Origin of the sequence: Bacillus cereus group sp. BfR-BA-01316, from assembly GCF_022664195.1 — a bacterium.
GTDB lineage: Bacteria > Bacillota > Bacilli > Bacillales > Bacillaceae_G > Bacillus_A.
Map to the genome: position 1 here is coordinate 85,765 of NZ_JAKUGX010000004.1, position 23,233 is coordinate 108,997.

Here is a 23,233-nt window from a genome sequence, read left to right on the forward strand (position 1 = left end):
AAACGGTAATATACGAAAAAATAGATTTAGAATTTATTGTAAGTCTTGCTATATCAAGTTTCAACTGAAAATTTGAATTAATAAATATAAAAAAATAACAGTTTAACAATTTAGAGGCAACTACAATCTTTAAACTGGATTAGTAACGGCCGAGTAGGATGGAACATTGTCACATCAATTGATGGTGCTGAAAACTTTGGTGAGGCAGGGATGCCACCATCTGAGGAACGATACGCGAAAGCGGCAGAATGTACAGAATTAGTAAGAAAACTTTGGAGGAGTCATCCTTATGAAGTTTTGAAAGTAGATAACGCAGACGTAATTAGAGAGATGGTACAGCCAATTGAGCATCGTGGTGAGCATTTTGAGGTGAAAGGTCCACTTAATGTCCCTCAGCATATTTCTGGAGAAATGCCATTATTTCAAGCTGGTGCTTCAGAGTCTGGTCGGAATTTCGCTGCTTCTGTTGCTGATGCGATTTTTGCCGCAACGCCAGATGTAGAGGCAGAAATTGAACTGCGTCAAGATTTAAGAAGAAGAGCAGAGAAACATGACCGAAAGCCAGATGAGATACGTGTATTGCCGGGTTTATATTTCTTTATTGGTGATACATATGAAGAAGCGTTAGAAATGCACAGGCAAGCTCATCAACATCTCACAAAAGAGAAGAGGTATGCTTTACTTGAAATGGTTCTTGGACTAGACGTTAGAGGGATTCCATTAGAGAGTAAGATCACAGAAGATATGCTGCCGAGTAGAAATCAAGCTGTACGTAGTAAAACGCATGCCGAATTATTACGGAATTTCATCATTAAAAATGAACCAACTGTTGAGCAAATACTAGAACGACCAGAAGTTGTTGGTTCTGCTCATTGGGTCGCTATTGGCACACCACAAGACGTTTTTAAGAAAATTATGGAAAGATTTGAAGCGGGGGCACTAGATGGATTCATTGCAATTCCAGGCGGACCTCCTAAATCATTGGATCTATTCTTTAGTGAAGTGATTCCTTTATTCGTAAGAGCAGGTGTATTTAGAGAAGAGTATACAGGTTCAACCTTACGTGAGCATTTGGAGAGTAATATATCAAATTCTTTGCAGTTAAAATAATTAGGACATTATACACAAAAAGCCTTTCAAAAGAAGGCTTTTTTATTTCGGTTTAAAAATTCAGAATAATCAGTTGACTATAAGGGGCTTCTTTTCTATATTAGTAGGTATAACAATAACTACTATCGGAAAATGGAATTAGAGCTATATAGATTGTGAGGGATTACTTTGGTACTGATAAGTTAGATACGTTATGGCGAGAAAATATAGATTTAGTTCATGTCGTAACAGGAAAACGTAGTATGGAAGAAATGGAGGGAGAGAAAGGTGAATAAAGCTCAGGCACATATGACATTGCAGAGCGATGATACATTTCAACAAGGTGTAAAGGATTGTTTACCAACTGTATTTGGATATTTGAGCATCGGTATAGCGGCTGGTGTAATTGCGAAAACAGCTGGTTTCTCCATCATTGAAATTGCTTTTATGTCCACTTTAATTTATGCAGGTTCTGCTCAATTTATATTAGCAGGTATGTATGCTGCCGGTGCTCCGGCTTCAGCAATTATTTTTACCGTATTTTTTGTTAATCTACGGCACCTTTTAATGAGCGCTGCGCTCGCGCCCTACTTCACGAAAATTCCTCTATTTAAAAACTTAATCATCGGTTCGCAAATTACAGATGAAACTTTCGGCGTTGCAGTGCAGCACGCAGCGCAAAAAGGATATTTAGGCGAAAGATGGATGATCGGGTTAAATGTAACCGCCTATTTAAATTGGATTATTGCTACAATTATTGGCGGGCTATTTGGTGAGTGGATACCAGATCCTCATACGTACGGGATGGATTATGCATTACCAGCGATGTTTATCGGATTATTTGTTCTTCAGCTAATAAGTAGTAAACCGAAACTAGCAATTCATCTAAGTGTTGCAATTGTAGCGATTATTATCGCATACGTTTCACACTTATTTATGCCAGATAGTATAGCAGTTATTATCGCAACATTACTAGCTGCGACGATTGGAGTGGTGATTGAAAAATGGAAATGAGATTAGACGTATTATTACTTTTACTAGCAGCAGGAGCTGTCACACTAATGCCGCGTATTTTACCTCTACTCGTATTTAGCAAACTACAAATTCCAGACTGGGGTTTAAAATGGTTAAATTACATACCAATTGCGATATTAGCTGCACTTTTAGCACAAGTATTATTTATGCATGAGACGATGCAGTGGGATTATCTTATCGCAGCAATCCAAACATTTCTTGTCGCAATATATACTCGTAGTTTATTAGGAACAGTATTAACAGGAGTCATTGTAATTATTTTGTTACGTTTATTTTTCTAAAAAGGATTCAGCTCATATAATAGCGAAAGGTGTAATAACATGAAATATATAGGGGTGGTGTTATGATACTTTTAACGATAGGCTCTATTTTATTAACGGTATTCATTTTCTTTATTATCGGTTTTATTACGTTTATGATGGTTGTTGATAAGGCGACACCTCAAATTTATTACACACCTTGTGAATCAGTAACAGTGAAATCTAAAGATAAAAATAGAAGGAAGAAAAGTTGATGTTGGGCTTTTCTTTCTTCTATTTTTACATTCCTGAAAGAACTAACAACAATAATCCAAATAAAAAACTAATGAAAGAAAGAAAACCGGTAGATATGGAAAAAATACGATTGTTTTTCCATTCGCGTACGAAAACGATAAAGCCTAAAACGCAAAGGAAAAACCAAATAGGTAGAAATATAAATCGACTAACTTTCTCAGGTAGTAATGAATAAAAATTTGTTAAATATAATATCCAATTCGCAAAAAATAGAGCACATACGATGAATGATTGTAAGTAGGGACGGTTGAAAACTCTCCTTTTTTTAACGGTTATAAAAAGGAGAGTTAGCGCTGATATAAAGGCAATGATTATGAAAATAAGTAAGAGTAATGTAAGTGACATTTGGACCTCCTTTACAATATTATTTTCATAAGAAACGAATCTATTATGTTGTATACTTGCTTTGCAGATTGCTCGTTATATTTTTCAGAGTACGGATTTAGAAATCCATGTTCACCATAAAGTTGCTTTATTTCTACTAAAGAGTTATTTTGTTGCTGTAATGTTTGCATGAAGGAGGATACTGAAAAATTAGTTTCTTTTTCAGGGAAAATAAGTAATGTTGCACACGAAGGTTTCATGTGAACATAGTCGCGTATACGGGAACCGTAACATCCAATGATAAAATCTAGTTTTGGATTGTTACTACATAGCCATGAGATGGTAGATCCAACGCTAAAGCCGATAAGCCCTATATGTGTGTACCTGCTGGAAAGGCTAGTGATGAGTTCTTCAATTTGCTCTTTTCCATAATTAAATCCAATATGATTCATAAAATGCTGATATGCTTTTTCTTCATCACTATAATGAAATGCACTTTGTGATTGTAGAAGGTTAGGGCAGAATACATCTATATGAGATGAAGTGAAGTGAAGTGGTCAATAACATGATGCATATGATCGTTCACACCGTATATTTCGTGAACAACAACGAGAGCTATTTTTTTCTTCATAGTTACAAAATCTCTCTCTGAAACTTATATTCTTTCTCTACAAGGCAAATTCGTAGATGAAAGTTTTCATACCATTGTTCGCGTCCTCTTTTTTTCGCTTCAATATGTAAAGCGTTCATTTTCCAGTTTTCAATTGCTTCAAGTGATTCCCAATAAGAAATTGTAATTCCGAGTCCCGAATTATCACGTGAGCTTTCTACACCTAGAAATCCAGGTTGCTGTTTCGCAAGGTCCTCCATTTTTTCGGCAACGTTACTATAATCTGTTGTATCATTTGATAGGTTAGAAGTAAAGATAACGGCATAATAAGGACTAGTTTTTTGTGGCGTATTCCCCATACATTTTCCCCCTTTAAAATCAGTTCATTGTTTGATTTTAGCACGTAATAAAAAGAAAAATAGAGGTTAGAAGAAATATATACATATTAAGTAATCCAAAACAAGAAAAATGCCACTTCAGAAAATTGAAGTGGCATTGCTTATATTTCCTCTAAGCTATTAACTGGAACTGTTAATTCGCGTTTTGGATTTGTTACTTCATATATGCGGGCGGTTTCGTTGCTTTCGTCAACGTGTTGAATCATAACAGGCATGCCTTGGAAACTGACATTGGCTTCTTCAGATGACTCGGAAAGCTCTTTTGCGCGTTGTATATTCATTTATATTCCTCCCATCATTATTATCTTTGCAAAAAAAGAGGAATAATATACCATTTAGAGACACTTTTAAAGTTTTTGTATTATTTGTAATGTTTCTTTAATAAAAGAAGAAAAGATGGAATCCGGATAGGATTGTATCTTTTGAGCGGCTTCTGTAACTTCCTCAAGAGCTCTTTTTTTATCGTTAAGTTTTACATAACAAAGGGCACGATATGCACCAGCTGTTGTAAGCCACGCTTGATCAAGTGGATGGTTCATATAATCTGGCATGATACCACGTTGCAATGTTTTTAAAGCCTCCTCGTAACGTTTTAATCCGTATAAAGCTTTTCCTTTTTCAAGATAATACAATCCGTCGTCTTGAAAAATTGGCTCATCTTTTAGTTTCTCTCGAAATTGCTCTAGATGTACTAATGCAATTGTATATTCATTAGTAATTGTGTTGTAGTAATAAGCTTTTAAAAGATCAACAATCGCAGCCGATAAAGTATCTTCTGTAAAAATGGCAAATTGCTCAGATTTCTTTATGTAGTGTAAATATTGTTCTTTATCAGCAGTGATGACTTTTTGGTAAGACAAAATACGGTAAAATTCATCTGTTTTATAATAGACTTGATGTTTTTTTGAAAATGCAAGTGCATCTAAAATGACTCTTTCACACTGTTCATAATCACCACATGCAAGAAAAATAATTGCTTCATATAAACATAACTCGATATGTATAATGAGATCCATTTCCAAATGTTTCTCTTCATAGTCATTTCGGATACTAGCTATAAGTTGTAAACATTCAGCATATTTTTTACGTGTGAATATCGTAAAGGATAATTTTAATTTTGTTTCCGTACTGTCCCGGTATAACGTATATTTTTCAAAAATAGAAGTAGCCTTTTCAACGTAATATTCAATATTGTAATCTTTCATAATCGCCGCAGCTGTTACAAATTGTTTATATAAACGAGCGGTATTTAAAGTGGGAGGTAGCTCTTTTTGAACGATAGGCAGTAAAGTGTTATATACTTCATCACATTTATTTGCCTTTATTAGTTGTTCCATTTGTTGAATGAGTTCTACAATTTCTACATCATCTTCTTCTAGTAAAAAACTCGTTTCGCATCCAAGTTTTTCAGCGATATATTGTAATGTTTTCATGGAAGGTGTAGCTTTTCCATTTTCAATTTGACTTAGCATACTTTTTGTCAGTTCTGAACCTGCTAGCTCAGTTTGAGTAAGCTTTTTTTCTTTTCGTAACGTTTTAATTTTTTCACCGAGAGTAGCCATCACATGCTCCTTTATAATTAAAAAGTTAAATACAATTAAACTTTTTGTTGTAAAAATCGGAAAATTGATTATATAATAAGTTTAACACAATTTAACTTTTAAGGGGAGAGTGTCATAATGGGGGATGTAAGTATAGGTCAAAATGATTCGAAAATGAAGATTGCAATGAGAAATATTATTTTAATGATGATTGGAAAAATGACGTCTTTGTTAGGGGCGGGTATTTATACGTTTGCAATGGGGTTATACGTATTAAAGACAACTGGTTCCGGGATGGGATTTGCAACTACTCTTATTTGCGGATCAATACCAAGAATGATCTGTGGACCAATTGCAGGTGCTGTAGCTGACCGTGTGAACCGAAGATGGCTTGTCATTGGCACAGATTTATTAAGTAGTTTAACGATGCTTATTATGTTTATTCTTACTACTATATTTGGACCATCACTTCTGTTTATTTATGTTTCAGCAGCATTATTATCAATTTGTGCAAGTTTTTATTCTGTTGCATTAACTTCGTCTATTCCTAATTTAGTAGATGAGGAGCGTATTCAAAAAGCGAGTGCTTTGAACCAGACGGCAGCATCTTTATCGAATATTTTAGCACCAATTATTGGTGGAGTTGTATTTGGTTTCTTTTCAATTAAATCCTTTTTCCTGCTAAATAGCATTACATTCTTTTTAGCGGTTATTGTACAATTATTTATCGTATTTGATTTATATAAAAAAGAAATGGCTGAAAGTAAAGAGCATTTCTTGAAGAGTATAAAAGAAGGCTTTTCATATATAAAACGACAACATGAAATATATGGTTTAATGAAAATTGCAGTAGGGGTAAACTTTTTTGCGAGTGCACTTTTCGTTTCACTTCCATATATTATTATTCAAAATTTGCACTTATCCTCGAAGCAACTCGGAGTTGTAGAGGGAATGTTAGCAGTCGGGATGCTAATTGGTGCAATTGTTTTATCAGTACGTAAAGAAGTGAATAATCCGTTTCGCTCTGTTTATATTGGGCTGTTTTTATTTGCGGGCTTGAGTTTATGTACAGTCTTTCCATTGTTAGTTACCATTCCGAAAGTAGCAAGTTTTATTTACTATATCGCTTTTATGATGTTAACTGGTATATCAATGATGGTTGTAAATATCCCGATGCAAGTACATATGCAAAAGACGACAGATCCAAACTATTTAGGGCGTGTATTCGGCCTACTTGAAACAATTTCTACTGCAATCGCACCGCTTGGTATGATTGTATATGGATTATTATTAGATATGTTACCGACTAGCATTGTTATGATGACATTAGGCGGAGGGTTATTGTTAGTTGTTTTAGTTGGAGTAAAGAAGCATGTGGCGAAAAAGCAAGTGGATGTGTCTGCCTAAAAGAAAATTTGACTTAACGATAAAAAATGACTAAATTAGTATTTTAGTTTTTGAAACTCTTTTTCATGTATGTTACAGTAAAGTGAGCAGGCAAAGAAAAGGAGAAAACATCATGAAAAAATTAAGTTTTGTAATGCTTTTTCTGTTAGTCGTAATGACTGGATGTAGTAATTATGACACGTATATTGAAACAGGTATGCAATCATTGAAAAATGAAAAATATAGTGATGCGATTATGTGGTTTGAAAAAGCGGAAAAAGAAAAATCAGGAAATGAAGCGAAATCATATAAAGAAGTCGCTCAAATAATGGATCACGGTGCAACAGCATTAAAAGATGGTAAGTATTTAGAAACGAAAGACGATGCGAATGAAGTGTTGCAAAAGAAAAAGGACGATGCACTTGAAAAGGCTGTGAAATCAAATGCAGAAAATATGCTTCAAAAAGCAAAAGACGTTGAAGAGAAAGTAAATGAAAGAGTAGCGAAACGAAAAAAGGTAAATGAAGAAGGAATCGATAAATTAATTAAAGCTGTTGATAGTATAGATGATGTAAAAGAAAAAGAACAGAAAGTTTCAGAAGCATTAGATAAGGCCGAAGAGGCGCAAGCAAAAATTGAGGAAAAGAAAAATAAATAGAGTTATAGTTTAAAAGGCTGTCGTGTATAACGACAGCCTTTTAATTTTTGGCTGAAAAAGAAGTGATGCTATGTAGTAAAAAAGAAATGATTTTAGAATTCCACCTGTCCTCATGATGAATTGTATAAATATTACGCTGTAATTCAAATTCGGGAATTGGTATGTATAAGAGCTCATTTCGTTGTACTTCTTGTTCAATAGCAAGTTTAGAAATAAAGGCAACCCCATTACCATATTTTAAAATTTGTTTCATCATTTCTAATGAATCTAGTTCAATTTCAGATTGGAATGTAATGTTATGTGCTAACGTCCATTGTGTAAGTAAGTCTCTCGTTGTAGATGGGTTACGGTGCAATAATATACGTTCTTTTTCGATATCTTGTAATGATACATTTGCTCTTTTAGAAAAATGATGTTCTTTGGAAAAGGCCAGAACAAGTGTATCGGGTATTATATTCGTTTGTTTTAAAAGTGGTTCGTCAAATGGTGCGGCTGAAATAACTCCAAGATCAATTTCGTGATTTTGTAGCATCGTTCGAATTTTAGGAGCTGTTTTTACCATTAGTGTTATTTTTATATTTGGAAATTCGCACTGAAATTGGTGAACAACTTCTGGTAAAAGGTAAGTTGCTGGTACATAACTAGCGCCAATTGTTATAGCTCCTTTATTAAAATCTTTAAATTCTTGTGTCACCCGTCTAGCTTCTTTCATAAGTGCATCTATTTTACAAGCATAATGATGCAACGCCTCGCCAGCTTCTGTTAAGAAATATCTTCCGGAACGTAATTCAAATAAAGGCACACCGAGTTCCTCTTCTAAGCTTTTTATGTGAAATGTAATAGTAGGTTGTTTAACACCAAGTTTTTCTGCGACAATAGTAAGCTTTTTGTACTTCTTAATAAGCACTACAATTTCTAATTTTAAGAGATTCATGATAAGTTGACCCCTTTTTCTTCTAACTATAGAAAAAATCTATAGAAATAAATAGTTTATTAGAAGTTTTTTAATTTAATCTTTACAGTACATTAACATTCAGTATAAATCGTCCAGATAGAATGAAAGCAGGTTAAGAATGAGGGAAGAGAGGTGAAACGATGGATATTAAAATTCATGGATTAGAAAAGACATTTGGAAAAATGCAGGCGTTAAAACCGTTACAAATTGTAATGAAAAAAGGAGAGTTTACCACACTTTTAGGACCTTCGGGATGTGGGAAAACGACTTTGCTTAGAATGATTGCAGGACTTGAAGAACCGGATAAAGGAGAAATATATTTTGGAGATAAGTGCATGTATTCGTCTACAAAAAAGGTGAAAACATCTCCTCATGAACGGAATATCGGTATGGTATTTCAAGATTTTGCTTTATGGCCGCATATGACTGTATTTGAAAATGTTGCATTTGGTTTAAGGGCTACAAAGCAAACGAATCATTTACGAGAAAAGGTAGAAGATGCGATAAAGCGAGTTCGCCTGCAAGGTATGGAGAAAAGATATCCACACGAACTTTCTGGCGGACAGCAGCAACGTGTCGCATTTGCTAGAGCAATTGTAACAAAGCCTCATTTTATTTTGTTTGATGAACCGTTAAGTGCACTCGATGCAATTTTACGAGAAGAAATGCGCTTAGAGCTTATGGATATCGTTCATTCCATTGGTTTAACGGCATTGTATGTAACACACGATCAAACAGAAGCTATGTCAATGTCAGACCAAATTATTGTAATGAAACAAGGGGAAGTATTACAAAAAGGAACACCAGAAAATATTTATGTGAAACCGTCTCATGAATTTGTTGCAAAGTTTGTTGGTAAGGCAAATTGGCTTGTAGAGAATAAACAAATGATTCGTCCAGAGCACGTGAGCTGGACAAAAAATGAAGTGTGCGATACATATGCAGGTGAAATTCAGCACGTTATATATGTAGGAGAACGTTATGAAGTGAAAGTAAACATGGGGGCATTAGGTGTATGGACAGCTTATCACAATAGTAAGCTAAGCGTCGGTAAACCAGTATCGTTATATGTACCAAAAAAATGTATTCATCATATAGGGGGAGAATCGTATGAAGAAATTCAGTTCGCTTAAGTCTTTATTTGTATGTACTTTACTATTTTCTGCAGTAGTAACAGGGTGTAGTTCAAAGACAGGCAGTGCAGATGTAAAAAATAAAAACGCTAATGAAAAGAAAATTGTTGTATATAGTGCAGGACCAAAAGGATTAGCAGAAAAAATTCAAAAGGACTTTGAAAAGAAAACAGGTATAAAAGTGGAAATGTTTCAAGGAACAACAGGTAAGATTTTAGCGAGAATGGAAGCTGAAAAGAAAAATCCAGTCGTTGACGTTGTCGTACTCGCTTCATTACCAGCGATGGAAGGATTAAAGAACGATGGTAAAACGTTAGCTTATAAAGAAGCGAAACAAGCTGATAAGCTTCGTTCTGAATGGTCGGATGATAAAGGACATTATTTTGGATATAGCGCTTCAGCATTAGGAATTGTGTATAACACAAAAAATGTGAAGACAGCACCTGAAGATTGGAGCGATATAACAAAAGGAGAATGGAAAGGGAAAGTGAATCTTCCAGACCCAGCGCTTTCAGGTTCAGCTTTAGACTTTGTAACAGGATACGTGAAAAAGAATGGACAAGATGGATGGAATTTATTTGAACAACTTAAGAAAAATGAAGTTACAGTAGCGGGAGCAAACCAAGAAGCTTTAGATCCAGTAGTAACAGGTGCGAAAGATATGGTAATTGCGGGTGTTGATTATATGACGTACAGTGCAAAAGCAAAGGGCGAGCCGGTTGATATCGTATATCCAAAAAGCGGAACGGTTATTAGTCCGCGTGCAGCAGGTATTATGAAGGATAGTAAAAATGTAGAAGGTGCAAAACAGTTTATTGATTATTTATTATCAGATGATGTGCAAAAACAAGTTTCTAAAGCGTACTTATTGCCAGGTAGAAAAGATATAAAAGCTGAAAATAGACCGAATGTAGAAGAGATTCCGGTACTAAACGTTGATTGGAAAACAGTTGGGAAAGAACAGGATGAAGTAGGAAAACAATTTAAGAAAGTATTTCAATAAGATGGTGATTACATGGTAAATCGATTCGTATCAGTAAGACAAATTGGAATGACAGTAGCATTGTTACTTGTGGTGATGTTAATCGTCATTCCGCTTTTTCTCATTTTATTTTCTAGTGTATATGAAAATAGCAGTTGGAATTTTTTAAAGCCTTTTGAAGTCATGAAGAGTGGTGGATTAGCTGGGATTTTTCTAAATTCGATGCTTCTAGGTGTACTCGTTGTAATAGGAGCTACAATATTTGCATTTCCATTGGCGTTCATTATGAGCAAAACAGATGTAGGAAAGTATAGTAAGTTAGATATTATTTTTATGATCCCATTTATGACGCCGCCGTATATCGGATCGATGGGATGGATTTTGTTCATGCAACCTAACGGTTATTTTGAACAATTTTTTCCGGCTTTAAAGCCGATTTCATCATCGTTTTTTAGTTTAGGCGGTATGGTTTTAATTATGAGTCTGCATTTATTCCCATTCCTTTACTTCATGTTGAAAAACACGTTACTTCAAATTGGGAGTAGTAAAGAAGAAGCTGCAGCAGTTCATGGTGGAAGCTTTTTCTATCGTTTAAGAAAAATAATATTGCCGTTATTGTTATCAAGTTATGTAATGGGTGCTTTACTCATTTTCGTAAAGACGATTGCTGAATTTGGAACACCAGCTACATTCGGACGTAGAATAGGATTCCACGTGTTAACATCAGAGATTCATAAATTTATTTCGAGTTGGCCGATTGATTTTAGTAGTGCAACAGCATTATCTTCTTTATTACTAAGTGCGTGTATGCTCATTTGGTATATGCAAAATGTATTGAATCGAAAGTATTCATATGCAATGGTTAGTGGAAAAGGTGTGAAATCTAAAAGATATACTTTGTCTATAGTTACACGTTTTATAGCATGGGTTTATGTAATTGGTTTACTAATAGTAGCAATTGGTATCCCATACTTTTCTATACTCATAGCTTCTTTATCGAAGTTAAGAGGCGGGGGCTTACATTTTAATAACTTTACAACAAGCCATTATGAAGCATTATTTACAATTGGTTCTCCGGGATTAGAAGCTTTATGGAACAGTTTTCTTTTTTCACTCGTAACGGCGATTGTTGCTGTAATTATTGGAGTCTTTTTGGCACTTATGATTCGAAAGGGGAAAAATTCCTCTGAAAAATGGCTTGATATGTGCGGTATGTTACCGAATATGGTACCAGGAATAGTGATGGTTGTAGGGCTTATTTTATTTTGGAATTCACCATATATGCCTATATCAATTTACAATACACCTGTCATGGTTATCGTAACGTATGTTGTTCTTTTTCTACCTTATACGGTACAGTATGTAAAAGCATCGCTCGGACAAATTGATGACTCTCTTGTACAGGCAGGAAGTGTTTTTTCTGGGAATTATATTTATATTTTTAGAAAAATAATATTGCCTCTTATTATTCCGGGCATTCTTGCTGGATGGGCGATGACATTTACGATTTCGATACGAGAGTTAGTAGCATCGCTTCTCGTACTACCTCCATCAGTAGAAACGTCAGCAACGTTTATTTTTTCTCAATTTGAACAAGGAGAAGTATCTATAGGAATGGCAATGGCTGTTGTTTCTGTGGGGCTTACAACAATGTGCTTATTACTTCTGCAACATATGGAGCAAAAACGAAAAGGGGTAGCATGATGAGGATGGAAGTATGGGGAGGAGCGGGAGAATACGGTCGTTCCTGCTATTTTGTAAAAAATAAAGAGATGAAAATAGTATTTGATTGTGGTATTAATCGATCATATGAGGATAGTTATCCAAAAATAGAAAGAGAAGTTGTTCCATTTTTGGATGCGGTATTTTTATCGCATATTCATGAAGATCATACGATGGGTTTACCTTTATTGACGAAGTATGGATATAAGAAAAAAATTTGGACGACTCGTTATACGAAGGAGCAACTGCCAGCTTATTTTGAAAAATGGAGAAACTACAAACTGACGCAAGGGTGGAATTTACCTTATAACGACCAAAATATTAAAGATTTAAATTATGTATGTATTGATGAGATTAGTAATCCAAATGAATGGATACAGATTACACCAACGTTGCGGTTTCAATGGGGGTATAGTGGGCATGTATTAGGAGCTGTTTGGTTTTTAGTGGATATGTGTAATACATACGTATTTTATTCTGGTGATTATTCAGCAGAATCTAATATACTACGAGCTAATTTACCTGGAAATTTGCGAAGCGATATAAAAATTGCAATTGTAGATGCCGCTTATCACACTGATGATGTTTCGCAAAATGAACGAGTGGACGAATTATGTGCAGAAATTGAACGAGTTGCGCACAATAAAGGAATAGCGTTACTACCGTTACCTCCACTTGGTAGGGCGCAAGATATAGTATTGTATTTATATGAACGATATAAAAAATTTCCGCTTATAGTAGATAAAGAAATTTTGGTTGGTTTTGAAGAGATGTTCATATATAAAGATTGGTTAAAAGATAATGAAAAACTTGAACGGGCTCTGGAGAGTTTAAAAAGAAACATAATAGTTATGGATAATGACATTTGTATGCAAAATAGTTACGGAATAGTTGTAATGAGTGATGCGAATATGCAAACGAAACGAGCGCAGTTATATTATGAACAACTTCGGCATGAAGAACGAAATTCCATTATCTTTACTGGACATATTGCGAAAGGGAGTTTCGCAGAAAAGGTGATGAAAGAATGTGTAAGTAGAGAATGTAGGGTAGAGCGAGTTCCATATAAGGTTCATCAAAGTATAAGTGACGTTAAGGCGATGTTAAATATATTATTACCAGAACATACGGTGTTAGTGCATGCTCTTAAAGAGGACACGGATCGATTACAGCAAAACCTTAGTACAGCAGGATATGAAAATGTATATTCCCTTACTATGGAACGTATAGAAGTAATTTAAAGTGTAAAGGAGATCGGTATATGAAAAAGGTATTTGTATTCGTAAGTATTTTCTTTTGTTGTTTCCTTTATAATGTTAAGGAAGGGTTTGCTGCTAGTCCGATGAAACCTAGTTTTGAAGTGAAGTTATTATTAAAGCCAGAACAAGTATTAGGTTATAACAAAGAGATAAAGCAAGAGGTACTAGAACATTTCCAGGCTGGTACAAATTATGAAAGAATACAAGTGCAATTTTTAGATACGGCGAATAAAAATTTAAGTAATGAAGGTTGGTTTGCTAGAATTCGAAAGAAAGAATTTAGTAAAGATTTTGAGCTAACATATAAAAAGAGATACCCGATTCAAAATGGTATAATTCAAGATGCATTAGAAGTAGCTAAGAAGGATGGATTTGATAGTAAAACTGATAACTATGAGGCAGAAATAGATTGGGGATTTGAGAAGAAAACATTAAGTATTTCAAATAAGAAAAGTTATAGTGCTAAAGGATATGGGATACTTGATTTACCAAATGAACGGGATGCTCAAAACATGTTAATAGAGAAATTACCAGGGAAAATGAACAAATGGTTGTATACGAATTGGGGAGAAGAAATGCTCAACGATTCTCACATTTACGGTCCTGTATTAATGAAACGGTATACAGGGGAGTTTGAAAATACAAAAACGAATATTGAAATTTGGCCATTAAGTAATACCGGGAAGATAGAAGACGACTTCGTAATAGAAGTGTCATTTAAAACAAATGAGGAAAGTATTGCGACAAAACAAAGAGAATTATTAATGGCGAGTATAGAGAAAAAAGGATGGTTGTTACCGAAAGATAGTTTGAAGACAGAGCTTATTTTTCAGTAAATAGGAAAGAAGGAATCCATATGGCCATGGATTCCTTTTTCTAATATATGAGCATTAAGCTAAATCAGCTGACACGAACATATCACTATTTTGTAGGTTTTTAGAGCGTAAACTATAAGCAATTACTTTCTTTTTATGTTGTTTTACAATATCAACATGCTCTTCATGACTATAAATATAAAATGTAAAATCCTTTTTGCCACGCTTTGCATTGATAATTATAGGAGTGCCCTCATTATGCGGTGGTGCATAATAGCGATCTAAAAATAAACCTTCGTTAAAATCATGAATAATTTTGGATTTCTTTTCGCCTTCTAAGTTACTTCCATTGATTGTAACAGTCACATTCTCTTCTTCAAGTTGTGGATGTGTTTCGTACCTGCTAATAATGGATTCAATAACAGAGTTTGGAAGGCTAGAAACGATAATTTTAAATGCTCCAAATACAACTAACATAACAATAAACCAAGTCGTCATAGTATATCATCCCCTTTATTCTATTAAATAATATAACCCATATGGTAATAGTACATATGGTGAAGTTTTGTATATTTTGTGAAAAATTTTCCTTTTTTGAACGTTTTTTAACAAATTGAGCTATTGCCAATTCATAAGGAGGTATTTGGTATGATGGAAATATTAAGGTTTTTTATCAATCGTAAGGGGGAAATTAGATGGTAAGTTCGCTTTTGTTATTGTTAGAAAACTCAATTTTGTTACAAAAAGTTGAAATCAAAGCATTTTATAAAAAAAAGGTTTATAATAAAAACATAACTAATTACAAGGAAGTGTAACTATGAGTACTGTAGCTATCGTGTATGGTATTATTCTTTCCACAATTATTATTTTATTTTTCGTTGGGGTTTCACGTTATATTCATAAATGGAAAGAAGGAGTTGCGAAATTAAATCACATTGAAGAAGAACTTAGTGATTTAATGTTACATCATGGTAAGTAAAAAGTTTATTTTTTAACTAAACAATGTGAAGAATATCACAAAACATGCTCTCATAATGAAAGCATGTTTTTTTGTTATGTTGTTAATAGGCACATGCATAAAAAATTCCCATACGATACAGTGTGAAATCAGAAATGTTCGGAGCGGGAAAGAGGGATAAAATGAGTAATTCAGGTTATGTTACAGATAATAAAAATTTAAAGAAAAGCTCAGGAATGCCAAATCTTTTCTTTGATTCAAGAACAAATGTCTTTTTTAAAAGAGACGAGAAAAATGTTGCGTATGAAGTAACGTCAACACAGTTACCAGCGATGATTGGAGGAGCATTTGTTGATTTGTTTATGACGAAGGGGCATATGCGAGAACCACATTGGCATCCGAATGCTTGGGAGTTAGATGTTGTTGTCTCTGGGGAAGCCGTTACGTCTATTCTAAATCCTGAAACGAATCAATTACAAAATTATCATTTGAAAGCGGGGCAAACTGTCTTTATTCCAATGGGGTGGTGGCACTGGATCACAGCCATAACAGAAGAAGTACAATTACATTTATTCTTCAATAACGATCAGTTTGAAACAGCCGAAGGATCGGATGTATTAAGGTTGACGCCGCCAGAAGTATTTCAAGCTGCCTACGGTGTAAGTGCAGAGAAATTAGCGAAAGACCTTTCGCCAATTAAAGAGTCGGTTGTAATTGGACCGCCCACAGTAACCCGCTCTAAAGGCGATATACAGGCTGACGATTCAAATATAGTAGTTACGTTAAATGGACAAATAACTTCATGTGAAATAGAATAACTCTTTCTATTATTAGGAAGAGTTATTCTATTTTGTATAATTTTGTAATTATATTCGGTATAATGATTATATGAAAGGGAATTTGTTAGAGGGGGCATATTGTGAATATAGTAAAGATTATAGGGATTATTGTGGGAGTTATCATAGTAGGCATTGTAGCGTTCTTTTTTATTATGAAATATTATTTGTCAAAAGAAGATCCAAAGTATGTTTTAAATTACATAAAAGAACATAAAGGTGATGAAACCTGTTCATTACTTATTAGAAGAAATGGCGAAGTATTAACATCTATAAATGAAAATAAAAAATTGCCATTAGCGAGTATGGTAAAAATCGTAATAGCAGTTGAGTTTGCTAAACAAGTGTCAGAAGGAAAGATAAGTCGAGATGAACAAATTTCATTACATGAGTTAGAAAAATATTACGTAAAAAACACTGATGGTGGAGCGCATCCTGCCTGGCTAGAAGATGCCAAAGCTAAAGAGTTAGTGAAAAATGGACAAATTCCTTTAGAAGAAGTCGCTAAAGGGATGATTCACTATAGTTCTAATGCAAATACAACATATTTGTTAGAGAAGCTTGGAATAGAAAGAGTAAATGAAAGTATAAAAGAGTTAGAGCTTACTAGTCATGACAAGTTCTCTTCCTATACAGCTTCACTATATATGAGAGGATATGTAGAAAAAGAGCTTCATGTACCAGAAAATCAATCATTAAAAATGCTACGTAACATGTCAAACGATGAATATAATAAACATGTGTTACAAATACATGAATGGATGAAAGACGAGGAAGAATGGAAAAAGCGGGATATCCCATTAAAAGTAGATATGGAATTCCAGCGAATTTGGTCAGACCGATTAGTGAATGCAAATGCTAAAGATTATATGAGTATAATGGAAAAGGTAAATAGTGGAAATTATTTTCCAAAATTAATGCAAGATGAAATTGAGAATGTTTTTAAAGGAACAGTTAAAAATAGTAAGTTCGAATATGCTGGTCAAAAAGGTGGTTCTACCGCATTCGTATTGACAAAAAGCTTGTACACTACAGATAAGAAGGGGAATAAGGTAGAAGTTGTAATTATGTTTAACGATATAGATGATCAAGTTGCATATCAAAAACTTAGAAATAATGTAGATTATTTTATTCAAGAAATTTTAACAAATGAGGAATTTAAAGATAAATTATAATGAAATAATTTTATTATGTAAACAAAGGACGCTTTTTGGAAAGTGTCCTTTTCTTTTAATGATAAAGGATTTCTTATTTACTCCATTGAATATAGATTGAAAATAAGAAAGGAAGTTGAATAGTGACGACAATATATTTCGTTCGCCATGCACACTCTACATATACAAAAGAAGAAAGAGAACGCCCTTTATCTGAAAAGGGGCACTTGGATGCAGAGAATGTAACATATTTATTAAACGATGAACATATTGATGTTGTGATTTCAAGTCCGTATAAAAGAGCGATTCAAACTGTGCAAGGAATTGCGAATACATATAATTTGTCGATACAAATAGAAGAAGAGTTACGTGAAAGATTATTAAGTAAGGATCCAGTAGCAGATTTTAATGACGCTATTCAGAAAGTGTGGGAAGATTGGAATTTTGCATACGAAGGCGGAGAATCAAATGATGTAGCACAAAAGCGAGCTGTATTATGTTTGCAAAATATATTGGAAAAATATAAAGGGAAGAACATTGTAATCGGTACTCATGGAAATATTATGGTGTTACTGATGAATTATTTTGATTCTACATATGATTTTCATTTTTGGAAAACCCTTCATATGCCAGATATATTTAAGTTAACTTTTCATAATGAGAGTTTAGTTTCTGTTGGAAGAATAGAGAATACCGCTCGTCAGATTAATAATTTGTAAAAGTTTATCAAAAAAAGAGGAAAGAGAGAAGGTATTGTAGAAGTATGACTTTGTAACATAAAAAATATTGGTTAAAGGAGGCTGTTTACATGTTTGAGAAAGAGAAAGAAGGGCTTATTGAAGTTCACAACGTATATGAAATCGCACCAGCAGATGGAGCAATTATAGGTATGGCAACGGAAGAAGAAATGGAGATTGCTGCTGAACTAGAGTTACAGTACTATGCCCATTCTCGTTTATTAGAAGCAAATATTCAGTTAGACGGTTCCTCCTATAAAGAGTTACTTCAGGAGTTCCAGGAGTACGAAAGAAAATCAATGAATTTTTGGAGAGCAATACATAAACGTTTAGCTGTGCCATGGGCATGGGTACTACGTATTGATGTTGCGAATGGTCCTATATATGTAAGCAATGGGAGTTCGTATTATGAAGAAGTTGATGATGAAGAAGATTATGAATAGATAAGTAAGGAAGCAGCTTTAGTTGCTTCCTTTTTTTGTGTGTAATGAGTGAATAGCTTCAATGATAATATCTGGTCGATCATTTTCTATTCCGTGACCAGCATGTTCGGCAAGAATATATTGGCTGTTTATTGAAATATGTAATTGTTCACGAATCAGTTCTTGCCACATTGCTTCAAGTTGTGTTGCTTCCTCTTTTGGCATACCGCCCTCAATCATTTGAGTAATAGAATAATGAGGATCTCTACTGATAACAATTAATGGTGTTTCTAATGTTTTATCTAGCTCTTTTATTGAGTGAGCGCAATTTTTCCACACGGATAGTTCAGAGACTGTCGCTTTATATAATGAAGGAGAGGTAGAAAATTCAATTTGCTGTCTTGGTTGATCGACAAGCATAGGTTTTAGTTCATTATAAAGTGTGTCTACATCCATTTTGGAGTACGTATTATATTTTTGAAGCCAAATATCATCAGAATCAGTTTGATCAGAAACCGGTAAATGAAGTTCATCTAATCGGTGTAAGTTCATGGAAGTAGAATCAACTAAAAGAAGTGCTTGTAGTTGCTCTGCATGTAACATTGCAAAATGTTGTGCACATAACCCTCCATAGGAATGGCCGATTAGAAAGATTGGCTCGTGAATATCTAGTTTGTTTAGTAACATATGTAGTTCCTTTGTAACTTGCCTTGCTGTACGTGGAGTATTTCCTAGCTCACTTTTTCCGTAACCTGGGCGATGATATGAAATGACTGTAAAGTTTTGTGAAAGCTTTTCTATAATAGGAAGCCAATCATAAAATGAGCATCCCATTCCTGTTTGAATGACTACAGTTTGTTTACTACTACCTCTCATATATACTTCTACATTTTGTCCAAATATCTCTACTGATCTATTAATAGTAATACCCCCTAAGCTTGAAATGCTTTTTGACAAGCAAAGATGATACACCAGGCGCCTATGCCAAAGAGTATCGATGTACTAAGTGAAAAGGAGTTTTTTAAACCGATATAAACAATAAATAATAGTAATGCGGATGCAGGAAATCCATATAATACGCCCATAGCGAATTGACTTAACTCCTGTTTACTCCCACCTTCGAAAGCAATCCAAAATAAACTAAGTAAACTCACAAGAGGAAGGGCAGCAATAAAGCCGCCTATCGTACTATAATGTTTAGCGACTTCAGTAATAACGCCGATAATAAGTGCAGAAACGATGACCTTAACGAGGAAATGCATATTTTGCCTCCTTAGCTAATAACGAAAAGGCTTTTGCTATTAATTGTTGCTCTTCTTTTGATAACTGTGATTCTAATATTTGTATCTTTTCTTTATCTAGCAAAGTATGCTTTTCTAATGCTTCAATTCCTTCTGTCGTTAATGTAAGGTTCACAACTCTTTCATCTTGTTTATTTCTTTCTTTAATGATAAATCCTTTTTGAATAAGGCGTTTTACATGTTCGGACGCTGTGTTATGAGATAAACCGAGTTCAGAAGCAACTTTTCCAATTGTTATGTCTTTCTCACGAGAAATGATTTGTAAAATGCGAATTGCTTGGTGAGAAAGATTGTCTTCATACTCATATCGTAAGTGGTAGTAAATTGTCTCCCAATGTGGATTAATATCTTTCATATTATAAATCCCCCTATTTTTTATATCGTCTTATAAGATATATTCGCTTGGTAAGAATTAAAATCCTGTTATTTTCATAATAAATGTTGAAAAAGTTTATTTTTATTGAAATATAAGGTAATCTATGTGTAAAGGTATACATTTAGCAAGAGAGAGGATGATAGCTGTGAATACATTTAAATGGATTAGTCATGAAAAGATGTATGTAGATCAAATACATGTTGAAAAATGTGGTCCTCTTTCAGTCGGCGTATATGGAGGGAATCAAGAGAGTGATGCATATGAAAGAGGAGATGCAGTGCTAGCTTGGTGGGATCCGAAATTAGAATTTGAATTTGTTATGATTTTTGATACACATCATAAAACGAAAAATATACATTATATAATAGAAGCTATTTCAGAAAGAGAAGAAAAACTAAAAGAGTTATTTTCATATCCAATACATTTAGCTTTTCATCATACACATATGTATTTATTAGCGTTATTTACAGATGAGCTATTTATTGAGAAATGTGACCAAGATGATGAGGAACTTGCATGTTTAATTTGTTTACGAAAAGGCGAGTTCTTATATTGGCTATCAGTTGGTGATTGTTTTGCGTATTTATTCCATTCAGAGCAAGCGGAAAATGGAAAAGGTAGGCTAAATAAGCGTAAGAATTATGAATATATAGGAAGAAAAAATGTTTTTGCAGCGAATACACCTTGCTTTACATCAGGGATAAGGGGATTAGAAAAAGGTCAGAATCACATTGTAATGGCAACAGATGGTATTTTAGAATGTGATAAACGAAAGTTTGATGATGATCAATCTTTAGTAGAAATATTACACGACGGAACTTGTTTACAGATTGAGCCTGTATTAACAAATGTACTTCAGTGGAAAGGTAGAGATTGTGCTACTATTATTGGATGGTCCATCGATACTGAAAATAGACAATGTGCCAATTAATAAATGAAAGGGAGTTCAAGGGTTTTTGTCCTTGAACTCTTTTTTGTTAAGCGATATGAATATGATACGTTTTTAACCATTCATTTACTTGTAGCATATACTCCATAGCACTTCTTGCTTCAAAATTGTTAACCACTTTATTACTTTGATCAGCAATTGCAAGTAATATGGAATGGTTAATAAGTGAGAAAACAGGATTGTTTTTATTGCTGCACATATCAAGTGTTAAATTACGGATTGTTTGTAAATAGTGTGGATCTTGTGAAGTAGGATAAGCGCTTTTTCTTCTATTTCGCACATCATCAGGTAAAGCCGGTTTCAGTGCTCTACGTAAAATACCTTTTTCAATATTATCAATACTTTTGACGTTAAAAGGTACATTCCATAAATATTCAACTAGTCTATAATCACAAAACGGTACACGAACTTCAAAACCTACAGCCATACTCATACGATCTTTACGGTCGAGTAAGAAGGGAAGGAATCTTGTTAAAAATAAATAAAACATTTGACGTTGTTTCGCTTCTTTTTTACTTTCACCTTCAAGAGTAGGTACTTCAAGAGCAGCCTCATGGAATCGTTTATTAATATAATGCTCAGGATTACATTGAGTCGTTACGTCATTTAATAATAGAGAAGATGTATTTTTCCAGTTTGTTAACCACGGAAACTTATCTACATATAATAGTTCTTCTTGATGAAACCAAGGATATCCCCCGAATACTTCATCAGCAGATTCGCCAGATAAAGCCACGGTTGCATCTTTTTTCATTTCGCAAAATAGTAAATATAGTGAAGTTTCCATTTCACCAGCACTCGGTAAATCTCTCGCATGAAGGGGAACAAATAAGTGATTTGCTAATTCTTCTGCATTGACAATAGTGTCATGATGCGACGTCCCTACGTGCTCAGAAACACGTTTTACCCAAGGAGCATCTAGACCAGTGCGAGCGAATGTAAGTTCGAAATCTTTAGCGCTGTTTACAAAATCAATTGAATACGTGTGAAGTGTTTTGTGTTCCTCTGCAAATTCTTTACCTGCCAGTGCAGTAATACCACTAGAATCTAATCCGCCTGATAACATACAAACGAGGGGAACATCGGCAATTAATTGTCTTTTTACTGTATCTTGTAAAATAGATAAAATGTATGAAGATGTATCATCAACAGAATCTGTATGGATCTTACTTTCTAAATTCCAATACTTCTTAACTACTTTTTTATCACGTGTGAACGTTATAGAATGTCCAGCACGAACTTCTTGAATATGTTTAAAGACGCCACAACCTGGAGTTCGAAATAAGCCTAATCCAAATATTTCATTTATTCCAGTCGTATCAAGTTCAGCAGGAACAGATGGATGAGCTAATAGGGCTTTTATTTCAGAACCGAAAATAATACTGTTATCTCTTTCTGTATAAAAAAGTGGTTTTACCCCTAAATGATCTCGTGCTAAAAACAATTGTTGCTTCTGATCATCCCATATAGCAAAAGCGAAAATTCCATTTAAATGTTGTACGCAATCTTCTTTCCATTCTAAATAAGCATGTAGTAGCACTTCTGTGTCTGAATGAGTTTCAAATGCATGCCCACATTTTTGGAGTTGCTCTCTCAGCTCACGGAAATTATAAATTTCTCCATTATAAGTAAGAGCATACGTATAATCACCGGCACGGAATGTCTTCGGCTGTGTCCCGCCTTCGGGGTCAATTACGATTAATCGACGGTGTGCAAAAGCCGCACGAGGTGAAAACCAAAATCCTTCAGCATCCGGACCGCGATGCTGAATACTATTTGCCATCTTTTCTAAAATAACATGTTCATTGGAAAGATCCTTTTTCCAATCTACCCAGCCTGTAATTCCACACATACACATCTCATCTCCTAATTTTAAATAATTGAAAGTAGATTAACAAAATAAAATATACACCAAGTTAAAGAACGACCACATAAATAGTGTACTACATTAATCAAATTGTAGACTTGAGAAAATTTTCTTCGAATGCATAGTTATATGAGACAATAGATGAGGAAAAGTATTCCATTACATACAAAAA

26 protein-coding genes and 3 pseudogenes are annotated in these 23,233 nt (G+C 34.2%); 18 read left to right on the forward strand and 11 right to left on the reverse strand.

What is annotated here, in order from left to right; translation table 11 throughout:
* Positions 1-114: 114 nt before the first annotated feature.
* The 5 genes and pseudogenes from MR071_RS05025 to MR071_RS05045 form a co-directional block, all read left to right on the forward strand.
* Positions 115-1,110: pseudogene (locus MR071_RS05025) on the forward strand (LLM class flavin-dependent oxidoreductase); the annotation flags it as partial.
* A 167-nt stretch (positions 1,111-1,277) separates the two neighbouring features.
* Positions 1,278-1,385: pseudogene (locus tag MR071_RS05030) on the forward strand (TrmB family transcriptional regulator); the annotation flags it as partial.
* 13 nt (positions 1,386-1,398) lie between these two features.
* Positions 1,399-2,103, forward strand: coding sequence for an AzlC family ABC transporter permease (locus MR071_RS05035; protein WP_255833270.1), 705 nt, complete (start codon positions 1,399-1,401; stop codon positions 2,101-2,103).
* Positions 2,094-2,405 carry an AzlD domain-containing protein gene (locus MR071_RS05040; protein WP_242235264.1) on the forward strand — a complete coding sequence of 104 codons (312 nt, stop codon included), beginning with the start codon at positions 2,094-2,096 and terminating at the stop codon, positions 2,403-2,405. Before MR071_RS05035 ends, MR071_RS05040 begins: the two co-directional genes overlap by 10 nt.
* A gap of 62 nt (positions 2,406-2,467) precedes the next feature.
* Positions 2,468-2,638, forward strand: a complete 171-nt coding sequence (locus tag MR071_RS05045) for a DUF3951 domain-containing protein (protein ID WP_105583910.1) — start codon at positions 2,468-2,470, stop codon at positions 2,636-2,638.
* A 25-nt stretch (positions 2,639-2,663) separates the two neighbouring features.
* Here the strand turns inward: MR071_RS05045 and MR071_RS05050 are convergent, their stop codons facing one another.
* From MR071_RS05050 to MR071_RS05070, 5 genes and pseudogenes are all read right to left on the reverse strand, one after another.
* Positions 2,664-3,023, reverse strand: a complete 360-nt coding sequence (locus tag MR071_RS05050) for a hypothetical protein (protein WP_105583909.1) — start codon at positions 3,021-3,023, stop codon at positions 2,664-2,666.
* 11 nt (positions 3,024-3,034) lie between these two features.
* A pseudogene (locus MR071_RS05055) lies at positions 3,035-3,633 on the reverse strand (dienelactone hydrolase family protein).
* Positions 3,634-3,635: 2 nt separating this feature from the next.
* Positions 3,636-3,971, reverse strand: coding sequence for an antibiotic biosynthesis monooxygenase family protein (locus MR071_RS05060; protein WP_105583907.1), 336 nt, complete (start codon positions 3,969-3,971; stop codon positions 3,636-3,638).
* Between the two features lie 140 nt (positions 3,972-4,111).
* Positions 4,112-4,291, reverse strand: a complete 180-nt coding sequence (locus tag MR071_RS05065) for an H-type small acid-soluble spore protein (protein WP_001025736.1) — start codon at positions 4,289-4,291, stop codon at positions 4,112-4,114.
* A gap of 66 nt (positions 4,292-4,357) precedes the next feature.
* Complete coding sequence (locus MR071_RS05070) at positions 4,358-5,572, reverse strand: transcriptional regulator (protein WP_105583906.1); 1,215 nt, start codon at positions 5,570-5,572, stop codon at positions 4,358-4,360.
* Positions 5,573-5,689: 117 nt separating this feature from the next.
* Here MR071_RS05070 and MR071_RS05075 point away from each other — a divergent pair, with 117 nt between their 5' ends.
* Positions 5,690-6,958: an MFS transporter gene (locus MR071_RS05075; RefSeq protein WP_105583905.1), complete on the forward strand. Its 1,269-nt coding sequence runs from the start codon at positions 5,690-5,692 to the stop codon at positions 6,956-6,958.
* Between the two features lie 112 nt (positions 6,959-7,070).
* Positions 7,071-7,595, forward strand: a complete 525-nt coding sequence (locus tag MR071_RS05080) for a COG3014 family protein (protein ID WP_142395713.1) — start codon at positions 7,071-7,073, stop codon at positions 7,593-7,595.
* A gap of 40 nt (positions 7,596-7,635) precedes the next feature.
* Here the strand turns inward: MR071_RS05080 and MR071_RS05085 are convergent, their stop codons facing one another.
* Positions 7,636-8,529: a LysR family transcriptional regulator gene (locus MR071_RS05085; RefSeq protein ID WP_242235266.1), complete on the reverse strand. Its 894-nt coding sequence runs from the start codon at positions 8,527-8,529 to the stop codon at positions 7,636-7,638.
* 161 nt (positions 8,530-8,690) lie between these two features.
* Between MR071_RS05085 and MR071_RS05090 the strand changes: the two genes are divergently transcribed.
* The 5 genes from MR071_RS05090 to MR071_RS05110 are packed head-to-tail and all read left to right on the forward strand — an operon-like array spanning position 8,691 to position 14,482.
* Entirely contained in the window at positions 8,691-9,683 is a 993-nt protein-coding gene (locus MR071_RS05090) for an ABC transporter ATP-binding protein (protein WP_242235268.1), read from the forward strand.
* Positions 9,661-10,686, forward strand: a complete 1,026-nt coding sequence (locus MR071_RS05095; RefSeq protein ID WP_105583901.1) for an ABC transporter substrate-binding protein — start codon at positions 9,661-9,663, stop codon at positions 10,684-10,686. Before MR071_RS05090 ends, MR071_RS05095 begins: the two co-directional genes overlap by 23 nt.
* A gap of 12 nt (positions 10,687-10,698) precedes the next feature.
* The gene (locus tag MR071_RS05100; RefSeq protein WP_105583900.1) at positions 10,699-12,369 is read left to right on the forward strand and encodes an ABC transporter permease; all 1,671 of its coding nucleotides are present in this window, start codon (positions 10,699-10,701) and stop codon (positions 12,367-12,369) included.
* Positions 12,366-13,628 carry an MBL fold metallo-hydrolase gene (locus MR071_RS05105; RefSeq protein ID WP_142395712.1) on the forward strand — a complete coding sequence of 421 codons (1,263 nt, stop codon included), beginning with the start codon at positions 12,366-12,368 and terminating at the stop codon, positions 13,626-13,628. The genes MR071_RS05100 and MR071_RS05105 overlap by 4 nt, the downstream gene beginning before the upstream one ends.
* Before the next feature lie 20 nt (positions 13,629-13,648).
* Complete coding sequence (locus MR071_RS05110) at positions 13,649-14,482, forward strand: hypothetical protein (RefSeq protein ID WP_105583898.1); 834 nt, start codon at positions 13,649-13,651, stop codon at positions 14,480-14,482.
* A 54-nt stretch (positions 14,483-14,536) separates the two neighbouring features.
* Here MR071_RS05110 and MR071_RS05115 read toward each other — a convergent pair whose 3' ends face one another.
* Positions 14,537-14,959 carry a YfmQ family protein gene (locus MR071_RS05115; protein WP_105583897.1) on the reverse strand — a complete coding sequence of 141 codons (423 nt, stop codon included), beginning with the start codon at positions 14,957-14,959 and terminating at the stop codon, positions 14,537-14,539.
* A 319-nt stretch (positions 14,960-15,278) separates the two neighbouring features.
* Between MR071_RS05115 and MR071_RS05120 the strand changes: the two genes are divergently transcribed.
* From MR071_RS05120 to MR071_RS05140, 5 genes are all read left to right on the forward strand, one after another.
* The gene (locus MR071_RS05120) at positions 15,279-15,440 is read left to right on the forward strand and encodes a hypothetical protein (protein ID WP_002158451.1); all 162 of its coding nucleotides are present in this window, start codon (positions 15,279-15,281) and stop codon (positions 15,438-15,440) included.
* Positions 15,441-15,601: 161 nt separating this feature from the next.
* Entirely contained in the window at positions 15,602-16,237 is a 636-nt protein-coding gene (locus tag MR071_RS05125) for a cupin domain-containing protein (protein ID WP_142395711.1), read from the forward strand.
* Between the two features lie 101 nt (positions 16,238-16,338).
* The gene (locus tag MR071_RS05130; protein WP_105583895.1) at positions 16,339-17,430 is read left to right on the forward strand and encodes a serine hydrolase; all 1,092 of its coding nucleotides are present in this window, start codon (positions 16,339-16,341) and stop codon (positions 17,428-17,430) included.
* Between the two features lie 122 nt (positions 17,431-17,552).
* Positions 17,553-18,128 carry a histidine phosphatase family protein gene (locus MR071_RS05135; RefSeq protein WP_242235270.1) on the forward strand — a complete coding sequence of 192 codons (576 nt, stop codon included), beginning with the start codon at positions 17,553-17,555 and terminating at the stop codon, positions 18,126-18,128.
* A gap of 89 nt (positions 18,129-18,217) precedes the next feature.
* Positions 18,218-18,589, forward strand: coding sequence for a hypothetical protein (locus MR071_RS05140; protein WP_000461762.1), 372 nt, complete (start codon positions 18,218-18,220; stop codon positions 18,587-18,589).
* 18 nt (positions 18,590-18,607) lie between these two features.
* On the opposite strand, the gene MR071_RS05145 is transcribed toward MR071_RS05140, so the two are convergent.
* Genes MR071_RS05145 through MR071_RS05155 form a run of 3 tightly spaced genes read right to left on the reverse strand, consistent with a single transcriptional unit; the run spans position 18,608 to position 20,224 of the window.
* Positions 18,608-19,540 carry an alpha/beta fold hydrolase gene (locus tag MR071_RS05145; protein WP_242235272.1) on the reverse strand — a complete coding sequence of 311 codons (933 nt, stop codon included), beginning with the start codon at positions 19,538-19,540 and terminating at the stop codon, positions 18,608-18,610.
* A complete protein-coding gene (locus tag MR071_RS05150) occupies positions 19,501-19,830 on the reverse strand; it encodes a DUF3147 family protein (RefSeq protein ID WP_105583893.1) in 330 nt (109 codons plus the stop codon). The genes MR071_RS05145 and MR071_RS05150 overlap by 40 nt, the downstream gene beginning before the upstream one ends.
* Entirely contained in the window at positions 19,814-20,224 is a 411-nt protein-coding gene (locus MR071_RS05155) for a MarR family winged helix-turn-helix transcriptional regulator (protein ID WP_105583892.1), read from the reverse strand. Before MR071_RS05155 ends, MR071_RS05150 begins: the two co-directional genes overlap by 17 nt.
* 124 nt (positions 20,225-20,348) lie before the next feature.
* On the opposite strand from MR071_RS05155, the gene MR071_RS05160 reads away from it, so the two are divergent.
* Complete coding sequence (locus MR071_RS05160) at positions 20,349-21,176, forward strand: PP2C family serine/threonine-protein phosphatase (RefSeq protein WP_242235274.1); 828 nt, start codon at positions 20,349-20,351, stop codon at positions 21,174-21,176.
* Between the two features lie 46 nt (positions 21,177-21,222).
* Here MR071_RS05160 and asnB read toward each other — a convergent pair whose 3' ends face one another.
* On the reverse strand, positions 21,223-23,046 hold the full coding sequence (gene asnB, locus MR071_RS05165) for an asparagine synthase (glutamine-hydrolyzing) (protein ID WP_242235276.1): 1,824 nt from the start codon (positions 23,044-23,046) through the stop codon (positions 21,223-21,225).
* Positions 23,047-23,233: the final 187 nt, after the last annotated feature.

Coding starts and splice junctions, on each gene's coding strand:
- MR071_RS05060 (WP_105583907.1), bottom strand. CDS start 3,971: ATGGGGAATACGCCACAAAAAACTAGTCCTTATTATGCCGTTATCTTT.
- MR071_RS05155 (WP_105583892.1), bottom strand. CDS start 20,224: ATGAAAGATATTAATCCACATTGGGAGACAATTTACTACCACTTACGA.
- MR071_RS05070 (WP_105583906.1), bottom strand. CDS start 5,572: ATGGCTACTCTCGGTGAAAAAATTAAAACGTTACGAAAAGAAAAAAAG.
- MR071_RS05090 (WP_242235268.1), top strand. CDS start 8,691: ATGGATATTAAAATTCATGGATTAGAAAAGACATTTGGAAAAATGCAG.
- MR071_RS05160 (WP_242235274.1), top strand. CDS start 20,349: ATGTGTAAAGGTATACATTTAGCAAGAGAGAGGATGATAGCTGTGAAT.
- MR071_RS05040 (WP_242235264.1), top strand. CDS start 2,094: ATGGAAATGAGATTAGACGTATTATTACTTTTACTAGCAGCAGGAGCT.
- MR071_RS05100 (WP_105583900.1), top strand. CDS start 10,699: ATGGTAAATCGATTCGTATCAGTAAGACAAATTGGAATGACAGTAGCA.
- MR071_RS05150 (WP_105583893.1), bottom strand. CDS start 19,830: ATGCATTTCCTCGTTAAGGTCATCGTTTCTGCACTTATTATCGGCGTT.
- MR071_RS05035 (WP_255833270.1), top strand. CDS start 1,399: ATGACATTGCAGAGCGATGATACATTTCAACAAGGTGTAAAGGATTGT.
- MR071_RS05065 (WP_001025736.1), bottom strand. CDS start 4,291: ATGAATATACAACGCGCAAAAGAGCTTTCCGAGTCATCTGAAGAAGCC.
- asnB (WP_242235276.1), bottom strand. CDS start 23,046: ATGTGTGGAATTACAGGCTGGGTAGATTGGAAAAAGGATCTTTCCAAT.
- MR071_RS05140 (WP_000461762.1), top strand. CDS start 18,218: ATGTTTGAGAAAGAGAAAGAAGGGCTTATTGAAGTTCACAACGTATAT.
- MR071_RS05125 (WP_142395711.1), top strand. CDS start 15,602: ATGAGTAATTCAGGTTATGTTACAGATAATAAAAATTTAAAGAAAAGC.
- MR071_RS05045 (WP_105583910.1), top strand. CDS start 2,468: ATGATACTTTTAACGATAGGCTCTATTTTATTAACGGTATTCATTTTC.
- MR071_RS05115 (WP_105583897.1), bottom strand. CDS start 14,959: ATGACGACTTGGTTTATTGTTATGTTAGTTGTATTTGGAGCATTTAAA.
- MR071_RS05050 (WP_105583909.1), bottom strand. CDS start 3,023: ATGTCACTTACATTACTCTTACTTATTTTCATAATCATTGCCTTTATA.
- MR071_RS05080 (WP_142395713.1), top strand. CDS start 7,071: ATGAAAAAATTAAGTTTTGTAATGCTTTTTCTGTTAGTCGTAATGACT.
- MR071_RS05085 (WP_242235266.1), bottom strand. CDS start 8,529: ATGAATCTCTTAAAATTAGAAATTGTAGTGCTTATTAAGAAGTACAAA.
- MR071_RS05120 (WP_002158451.1), top strand. CDS start 15,279: ATGAGTACTGTAGCTATCGTGTATGGTATTATTCTTTCCACAATTATT.
- MR071_RS05105 (WP_142395712.1), top strand. CDS start 12,366: ATGATGAGGATGGAAGTATGGGGAGGAGCGGGAGAATACGGTCGTTCC.
- MR071_RS05110 (WP_105583898.1), top strand. CDS start 13,649: ATGAAAAAGGTATTTGTATTCGTAAGTATTTTCTTTTGTTGTTTCCTT.
- MR071_RS05095 (WP_105583901.1), top strand. CDS start 9,661: ATGAAGAAATTCAGTTCGCTTAAGTCTTTATTTGTATGTACTTTACTA.
- MR071_RS05075 (WP_105583905.1), top strand. CDS start 5,690: ATGGGGGATGTAAGTATAGGTCAAAATGATTCGAAAATGAAGATTGCA.